Source organism: Castellaniella sp., from assembly GCF_047971665.1.
GTDB lineage: Bacteria > Pseudomonadota > Gammaproteobacteria > Burkholderiales > Burkholderiaceae_B > Castellaniella.
This window is the reverse complement of sequence record NZ_JBKEAA010000032.1, coordinates 19749-28079: the sequence shown is the minus strand read 5'-3', so window position 1 is coordinate 28079 and position 8331 is coordinate 19749. Positions and strand designations below refer to the sequence as shown.

The following is an 8331-nucleotide window of genomic DNA, read 5'->3' as shown; positions in this document are numbered from 1 at the left end:
GGTTTCGGCCGTCTATGCCCGCGAAACCGGCGCCGGGATGGGCTTCGAGGTGGTCGCCTCGCAACCCTACCCGGGGGGCGGCGACCCGCCCGAGCCGCCGACGCCTGCGACGCTTCCGGACGATGATCCCGATACCCCCAGGCCGTCACACCTGAAGGTCGTCAAATAGAGGATGCGCCATCCTGTAGAATGACGGTCCTTGGCCGGCTTAGCTCAGTTGGTAGAGCAGCTCACTTGTAATGAGAAGGTCGGGGGTTCGACTCCTCTAGCCGGCACCACAGCGACCAGGCACTTGCGCCAATCCTCCGGGATTGGCGTTTTGCTTTTCTGGCCCATGCGGCCGCCCCGTCGGCCGGCCCTCCTCTCCCTGAGTAATTCCGTACTGGGAACATGGAAATTGACATGTCAATGATCCGCTCCTGATAGAATCCGGGAAATATTTCCTCAAAAAAGAAATCATCCGGAAATCTTCCATGGATGGTCCGTCTGTCAAGGAGCGGTACCCATGCAGCCAAAACGCCATGCACGAAAGAAGCACCGTTCGGGCCTGATCTCTCAGGAACTCGCGATCCGGGTTACCTGCGCCCTGTTCATTTTCTCGGCGACAGGCCCCGGAGCATCGGCGGAGCCCTTTGATCAGTATCCCATGACAATAGCAACCAATGAAATAGTCAAAAGTGGGATGAATGGGACGGATGGGACGGATGGGACGGATGGGACGGATGGGGAGAATGGGCACGATGCCCACGCGTTGACAACGGAGCCAGAGACAACGGCAGAAGATAATGTGGTCACTGTCGAGAGCGGTGGCACGGTAACAGGCGACAAAGGCGGCACCGGCGGCAACGGCGGCAACAGCTACGTCGGCGGCAACGGCGGCAACGGCGGCAACGGCGGCAACAGCGGTTCCGGAATCAGCGGCGACAATATCCAGATCAATAACAGCAGCACCATACAGGGCGGCAACGGCGGCAACGGCGGCAACGGCGGCTTCGGCTTCGGCGGCAACGGCGGCAACGGCGGCAACGGCGGCAACGGCGGTTCCGGAATCAGCGGCGACAATATCCAGATCAATAACAGCAGCACCATACAGGGCGGCAACGGCGGCAACGGCGGCGACGGCGGCGACGGCGGCGACGGCGGCGACGGCAACGGCGGCATCGGCGGCAACGGCGGCAACGGCGGCGATGCGATCAGCGGCAGCAATCTGACCATCACCAATCGTGGCACGATCACAGGGGGGAGCAGCGGCAAAGGCGGCAACGGCGGCTCGGGCGGCACTGACGGCACTGACGGCACTGACGGCGCTGCCATTCGCGCCACGGGCGGTCAAAACTCACTGACCCTGGACGATGGCTCGGTCATGACCGGCGACATCGCCCTGTCCGACACCACCGCCAGCACCCCCAATACCCTTGCCATCACAAATAACGCCACGGCCACGATTGACGGCAGCCTGGTGGCGGGGGCCCATACCGGGGTGACGCTCTCAGGGACGCAACCGCTCTCTTTCTCGGGCAACGCCCGCTTTGGCGATGGCACCACCCTGACCTTCGAGAACGGCGGCAGCCTGAAGACGGGTGGTAATGGCGTCACCTTCGACAACACCACCCTCGAGACCAGGATCACCGAGTGGAGCGAGAACGACATCACGCTGGTGACGTCCACGTCTATCAGTGGTGATTACACCTATGACGCGGGCAACAATACCCTGCTCACGCCGGGCGCCGAGGACTATGCCATGCTCGGCGAAACCAAGAATAGCGAGCTGCACTATGGCCTGAGATGGAATGACAGCGGCGCTAAGGGCTACGGCACTTTCGACCTGAAAGAGGGCGCCACCCTGGACCTGAAGGTGGTTCTGGCCGACAACCCGAACGGAGCGACCAATGACTGGAACGGGAAAGACTTGACCAAGCGTGGGGCGGGCACGCTGGTGCTGTCCGGCATGAACACCTACACCGGTCTCACGACCGTGAGCGCCGGGACGCTGAAGGCCGGGGTGGACAATGCGTTTGGCCGGAGCGCCGGGGTGAGGGTGGACAAGGGCGCGACGCTGAACCTGGGCGGCCACAGCCAGAAGCTGGGCGACGGCGCGGTGCTGGAGAACGCGGGCACGGTGCTGATCAATGACCGGGGCGCGGCGATGCTGGCCCGGAGCGTGACGGTCACGGGCGGGATGCGCAACAGCGGCGCGCTGATCCTGAACAACTGTACGAACTGCGCGGGGCAGACCTATGTGCAGGTGGGGGACTGGGTGGGCGATGGCGGCAGCGTATCGTTCGGGACGGTGCTCGGGGGCGATGGCAGCCAGACCGACAGGCTGGTGATCACCGGGGCGGCCACGGGGACCACCTATGTCAAGGTGGCCAACGAGGGCGGGAGCGGGGCACAGACGCTGGAGGGGATCGAACTGATCCGCACGGGCGGCTCGACCCGGGACGCCTTTGTGCAGAGCGGGCGCATCGTGGGCGGCGGCTACGAGTACAGTCTCAGGAAAGGCAGCGCTTCGGGAGCGAACCCCGATCGCTGGTACCTGACCAGCAGTCATGGCGTGACGCGCGTATCCCGCCCCGAAGCGGGCAGCTACGCCAATAACCTGGCCGCATCGAGCACGCTGTTCAACACCCGCCTGAGCGAGCGCCAGGGGGCGGGCTGGTCCATCGATCCGGTCACCGGCCTGCGCCACCGCGCCGCGGTGTGGGGTCGTGTGGTGGGAGGCCATGGCAAGGGGCGGATGGCCGATGGGCAGTCCTCGTACACGGCCGACCGGTATGTGTTGCAGCTGGGGGGCGATGTGCTGGGGGGCAGTTTTGGCCGGGACGATGCCTGGCGCGTGGGGGTGATGGGCGGCTACGGCGAGCAGCGCAGCAGTACGCACAACGACGTCTCGGACTACGGCGCCCGGGGCAAGGTCCGTGGCTACAGCCTGGGGCTGTATGGGACGTGGTACCAGGACGCGCGGGAGGATCGTGGGGCGTATGTCGATGGCTGGCTGCTTTACAACTGGATGGATGACACGGTCAAGGGGCAGGGGCTGTCCGAGGAGAAGTACGAGAGCCGGGGGGTGAGCGCTTCGCTGGAGGCCGGGTACGGGTTCGAGCTGGGTTCCTGGTCCAGCGCCTCGGGGGCGGGCAACACGGTGCTGGCGCGTCCGCAGGCGCAGGTGATCTGGTCGGGGATCGAGGCCGATGAGCATACGGAGGCCAACGGCACCCGGGTCCAGGGGCTGGGCAAGGGCAATGTGCGCACCCGCCTGGGGGTTCGCCTGTCGGTGCGTCACCAGGACGCGCGCGCCGTGCGCCGGATCGAGCCCTACCTGGAGGTGAACTGGCTGCACGACACCCGTCAGTACGGGGTGAGGATGGACGGGCAGGACACCTATATGGATGGCGCGCGCGACATGGGCGAGCTCAAGGTGGGCCTGGAGGGCCGGCTGAGCCGGAGTCTGGGCCTGTGGGGTTCGGTGGGCCACCGGATGGGCTCGCGGGGCTATCGGGACACCGCGGGAATCCTGGGCCTGAAGTATCTGTTCTAGGGAGGGTCCGGTGCGCCACGCATCCATGCGTGTGGATTTCAGATCCGCCCGCGCAGGATCTTCGCCGCCGCGATCGCGAAATATGTCAGGATGCCGTCGCCGCCGGCGCGTTTGAACGCCAGCAGGGATTCCATCATCACCTTGTCATGGTCCAGCCAGCCGTTGGCGGCGGCGGCCTTGATCATGGCGTATTCGCCGCTGACCTGATAGGCATAGGTCGGCATGCCGAAGGCGTCCTTGACCTCGCGCAGCACGTCGAGATAGGGCAGGCCGGGTTTGACCATGACCATGTCGGCGCCTTCGCGGATGTCGGCGGCGACCTCGCGCAGGGCCTCCAGGCGGTTGGCCGGGTCCATCTGGTAGGTGGCCTTGTTCGAGGCGCCCAGGTTGGCGGCCGAGCCCACTGCATCGCGGAACGGGCCGTAGAAGGCGCTGGCATACTTGGCCGAATAGGCCATGATCCGGGTGTGGATGCGGTCCTGGGCGTCGAGCGCCTGCCGTACCGCGCCGATGCGTCCGTCCATCATGTCGCTGGGTGCGACGATGTCCGCGCCGGCCTGCGCATGCGTCAGCGCCTGGCGCACCAGCATGGCGACCGTGGGCTCGTTCAGCAACTGGCCATCCTCGTCGATCAGGCCGTCCTGCCCATGGCTGGTATAGGGGTCCAGAGCCACGTCGGTGAGCACGCCCAGTTCGGGAAAATTGGATTTGAGCAGGGCCGTGGTGCGCGGGATCAGGCCGTCGGGGTTGGCGGCTTCCTGGCCATCCGCGGTTTTCAGGGCCGGGTCGATGTGCGGGAACAGGGCCAGCACGGGGATGCCAAGATTCAGGCATTGCTCGGCCGTGCGCAGCAGGACATCGGGCGACTGCCGCGCCACGTCCGGCATCGAAGCCACCGGATCATGCACGTCGCGGCCTTCGCAGACGAACACCGGGTAGATCAGGTCGTCGGTCATGAGGCGGTTCTCGCGCACCAATCGGCGGGAAAAGTCGTCCCGGCGGTTGCGGCGTAGGCGCATGGCGGGAAAGTCGGCGAGAGGCAGGAATGCAGTCATGCGGAACTCCGGAAAACATCCGCCGGGCGCGGCGGGATGATGGATGGCCCGAGGGTGAGGGTGCGTTCAGGGCACGGCCTGCGGCGAGATCCAGTTCTCGATGTGACCGGCGGCCTCGTCCAGGCCGATCCGGTGGGTCGCCGAGAAGGGCAGCGCGGTCAGGGTGCCGATGTCAGCCAGGTCCTTGCGCGTGCGTGCGACGGCCTGGATGCGCTGGCCGTAGGGCAGCTTGTCGGCCTTGGTCAGCAGCGCCAGGGTCGGCAGGCCGCGCAGGGCGATCCAGCGGGCCAGGCGCCGGTCCAGGTCGGTGACCCCCCGGCGAATGTCGATCAGCAGCACCACGCCCGCCAGGCTGGCGCGCTCGTGCAGGTAGCCGCCCAGCACTTCGGCCCATTCGTCGCGCGCCGTGCGATCCACGGCGGCATAGCCATAACCGGGCAGGTCGACCAGGAAACCGAGCCAGTCGTCCGGTGTGATCGGATCCGGGATGCCGAACAGGTTGATCAGCCGGGTGCGACCGGGCGTCTTGCTGGAAAAGGCCAGCCGCCGCTGATTGGTCAGGACGTTGATGGCGGAGGACTTGCCCGAATTGGAGCGGCCGGCGAAACAGACTTCGGCCGTGGTCGGGGCGGGCAGTTGATCCAGCCGGGCGGCGGAGATCGTGAACCGGGCGCGATGGAGGAGAGACACGGGGGGCGGATTGGATATAGAGAGGCGGTTGAAGCCTATTGTATAATTTCACATTGAATGTTGCCGCGCATCACGTGTCCCGGGCGGATAGGGTGGCGGTATTGTCAGGCGCCTGGCGTTGGCGTCGTGAACGAATGATCACCGAGGATCTCATGAAGCGTGCGCTTTCCAGTGTATTCATGGCCGGCAGCCTGATTCTCGCCGGCGCTCTGCCCGGCATGGCCCACGCCCAAGGTGCGCAAAAACCCGACGCCAAGGCGGGCGAGCAGTTGTACCTCAACGGCGATCCCTCGCGCGGCGTGCTGGCCTGTGTCTCCTGTCACGGGGACGGCGGCAACAGCACCATCCCCATGAATCCCAACCTGGCCGCGATGCCGCATGAGTACATCGCCAAGCAGTTGCGTGATTTCACCCCTCAGGGCGACAAGCGCGCCGTGCGCACGGGCGCCGACGGCGCGCCGTCCATCATGTCGACCATCGCTCCCGCCCTGACGGCTCAGGACGTCCAGAACGTGGCGCTGTATCTGTCGCACCAGAAAATGGACTGGGACAAGGCCGGCACGGCCACCCGCGAGGCCTCCATCGAACGCGGCCAGACCATCTGGCGCGCCGGCATCGCCGATCGCAGGGTCCCGGCGTGCGCAGCCTGTCATTCCGCCAATGGCGCCGGCTTGCCGGCGGAATTCCCGCGGCTGGCTGGCCAGCATCCCTCGTACTTGCTGGAACAGCTCAAGCTCTTCCGTTCGGGCGACCGGGCCAACGAGATCATGCATGAGATCACCGATCGCATGAACGACAAGGATCTGGCGGCCGTTGCCGATTACGCTGCGGGCCTGCGCTAGGCTGATTTCCCGGTCGCGTCCAGGGTCTTGGGAGGGGCCCGGCGCGGACGGGTGTATCGTTAAAATATAAAACTTTTGGATCGGGGGGCACGCGCAGGCGCACCCCCTTTTTTTATGATTTTCTGAGTCGGGCTGCTGTGGCGTCTTCCCCCCATTCCCGCGCCTTGGGCGCTGATGTCGTCGAACTCCTGGGCTCGATGCGCTTTGCCATCAGCCTGCTGGTGTTCATCTGCGTGGCCAGCCTGATCGGCACTGTGCTGCCCCAGAATCAGGCGGTCAATACCTACATCGACCAGTTCGGCCCCTTCTGGTACACGGTCTTCGACCAGTTCTCCATCTGGCACGTCTACAACAGCGTCTGGTTCCTGCTCATCATGGCCTTCCTGGTGGTGTCGACCACGCTGTGCGTGCTGCGCAATGCCCCCAAGATGCTGCGCGACATGCGTTCGTTCCGGGAATACGTGCGCGGCTCCAGTCTGAAGGCCTTTCATCACCGGGTCGAACTGGTCAGCGACCGCGATCCCGACCAGGCGTGCACCGATGTGGGCGCGCTGCTGCAAGCCCAGGGGTTTCGCTACCGGGTGCGCGAGGACGGCGACAGCCGCATGGTGGCTGCCAAGAAAGGCGCGGCCAATCGCCTGGGCTATATCTTCGCGCACGTGGCCATCGTGGTGATCTGCCTGGGCGGGCTGCTCGACAGCGAACTGCCGGTGCGGCTGCAGACCTGGCTGTTCGACAAGCAGCCTGTGGTCGGCAACATGCTGATCTCCGATGTTCCCGAATCCGGCCGCCTGTCGGCGCGTAATCCCAGTTTCCGCGCCAACATGCTGCTGCCTGATGGCAAGCAGAGCAGTGTCGGCATCGTGTCGGCCGGTCAGGGCGTGCTGTTGCAGCCCCTGCCCTTCGCGTTGAAGCTCAACAAGTTCCACATCGACTACTACGACACCGGCATGCCCAGCGATTTCCGCAGCGACGTGACGGTGACCGATCTGGCGACCGGCGAGCACTTCGATCAGACCATCCAGGTCAATGAGCCGTTGCGCTATCGCGGCGTCACGGTCTACCAGTCCAGTTTCGACGATGGCGGCAGCAGCCTGAAACTGAACGCCTGGCCGTTGCGCGGCACGGATACCAAGCCAGTGGAGGTCTCCGGCACGGTCGGGCGCGAGGCCAGGCTGCCCGCCAGCCTGGGCGGGCAGACGGTGGATTACACGGGCCTGCGCGTGATCAACGTCGAAAACATGGGCGATGGCAAGGATCCGCAGCCGGCCGACGTGGTCGAGCACGTGGCTGCCGTGACGGGCAGCGCGGTGCGGCCGCGCAATGACGATCTGCGCAATGTCGGGCCCAGTGTGCAGTACCGGCTGATCGGCGCCGATGGGCAGGCGCGCGAATTCAACCAGTATCTGCTACCTGTGAAAGTCGACGATGCCCCGGTGTTCCTGCTGGGGGTGCGTGACAACGCCTCGCAGCCCTACCGCTACCTGCGCATTCCCGTGGACGACCAGGGGTCGATGGCTGAATTCATGCGGTTGCGCGCCGCGCTCGATGATGCCGAACTGCGCGATCAGGCCGCGCAACGGTTCGCGGCGGTGAATGCGCCCGAGGGCGAGCAGCGCGACCTGATGTTCCAGGCCGCACGCGGAGCGCTGCGGACCTTTGCGCACCACGGATTCAACGGGATCGTCGAGGCCGCGCCCGCCGATCAGCGGGAAAAGATTCTGAATTTCGCCGTCCCCATGATCCAGCTCACCCTGACCGAACTGCGCGAGCTGGCGCGGGCCCGGCAGGGCGAGCCCGCGCTCGATGCGCAAGGAGCCGGTGCGGAGCATGAGCGGCAGTGGATGCGCATGGCGGTGCTGGCGTTGGCGTCCCTGCCGGATTATCCTGCGCCTGTGGTTTTGCAGCTGACCAGTTTCGAGCAAGTCCAGGCAAGCGTCTTCCAGGTGGCCCGCAGCCCCGGAAAGACCATTGTCTATATTGGCTGCCTGCTGCTGGTGCTCGGGGTGTTCTCGATGTTCTATATCCGCGAACGCCGTGTCTGGGTATGGATCCGGCCGCAGGCGGGCGGCAGCGCCTGGCTGGCCGCCATGACCACCCAGCGGCGTACCCTGGATTTCAACCACGAATTCGAACGGCTGCAGGATGCCCTGCGCCGCCTGTCCGGAGGATCCGAATATGACGTCTGATTCCATCGCCGCGCACG

The 8331-nt window shown here is 65.5% G+C and carries 5 protein-coding genes and 1 tRNA gene; 4 read left to right on the top strand and 2 right to left on the bottom strand.

Translation table 11 applies throughout. The features are described 5' to 3' along the window. The first annotated feature begins 202 nt into the window (after positions 1 to 202). Both ACK5JE_RS12235 and ACK5JE_RS12230 read left to right on the top strand, forming a co-directional pair. A tRNA-Thr gene (locus ACK5JE_RS12235) sits at positions 203 to 278 on the top strand. Positions 279 to 787: 509 nt separating this feature from the next. Continuing rightward, positions 788 to 3538 (top strand): autotransporter outer membrane beta-barrel domain-containing protein, encoded by a 2751-nt coding sequence (locus tag ACK5JE_RS12230; RefSeq protein WP_416801981.1) that lies wholly within the window; start codon positions 788 to 790, stop codon positions 3536 to 3538. Between the two features lie 38 nt (positions 3539 to 3576). Here the strand turns inward: ACK5JE_RS12230 and hemB are convergent, their stop codons facing one another. After that, positions 3577 to 4593 carry a porphobilinogen synthase gene (gene hemB, locus ACK5JE_RS12225; RefSeq protein WP_416801980.1) on the bottom strand — a complete coding sequence of 339 codons (1017 nt, stop codon included), beginning with the start codon at positions 4591 to 4593 and terminating at the stop codon, positions 3577 to 3579. Between the two features lie 66 nt (positions 4594 to 4659). Beyond that, positions 4660 to 5283: a ribosome biogenesis GTP-binding protein YihA/YsxC gene (gene yihA / locus ACK5JE_RS12220; protein WP_416801979.1), complete on the bottom strand. Its 624-nt coding sequence runs from the start codon at positions 5281 to 5283 to the stop codon at positions 4660 to 4662. Positions 5284 to 5435: 152 nt separating this feature from the next. Here yihA and ACK5JE_RS12215 point away from each other — a divergent pair, with 152 nt between their 5' ends. Next, positions 5436 to 6125, top strand: coding sequence for a c-type cytochrome (locus ACK5JE_RS12215; protein ID WP_416801978.1), 690 nt, complete (start codon positions 5436 to 5438; stop codon positions 6123 to 6125). 197 nt (positions 6126 to 6322) lie between these two features. Then, complete coding sequence (locus ACK5JE_RS12210) at positions 6323 to 8314, top strand: cytochrome c biogenesis protein ResB (protein ID WP_416801984.1); 1992 nt, start codon at positions 6323 to 6325, stop codon at positions 8312 to 8314. The last annotated feature ends 17 nt before the right edge of the window (positions 8315 to 8331 follow it).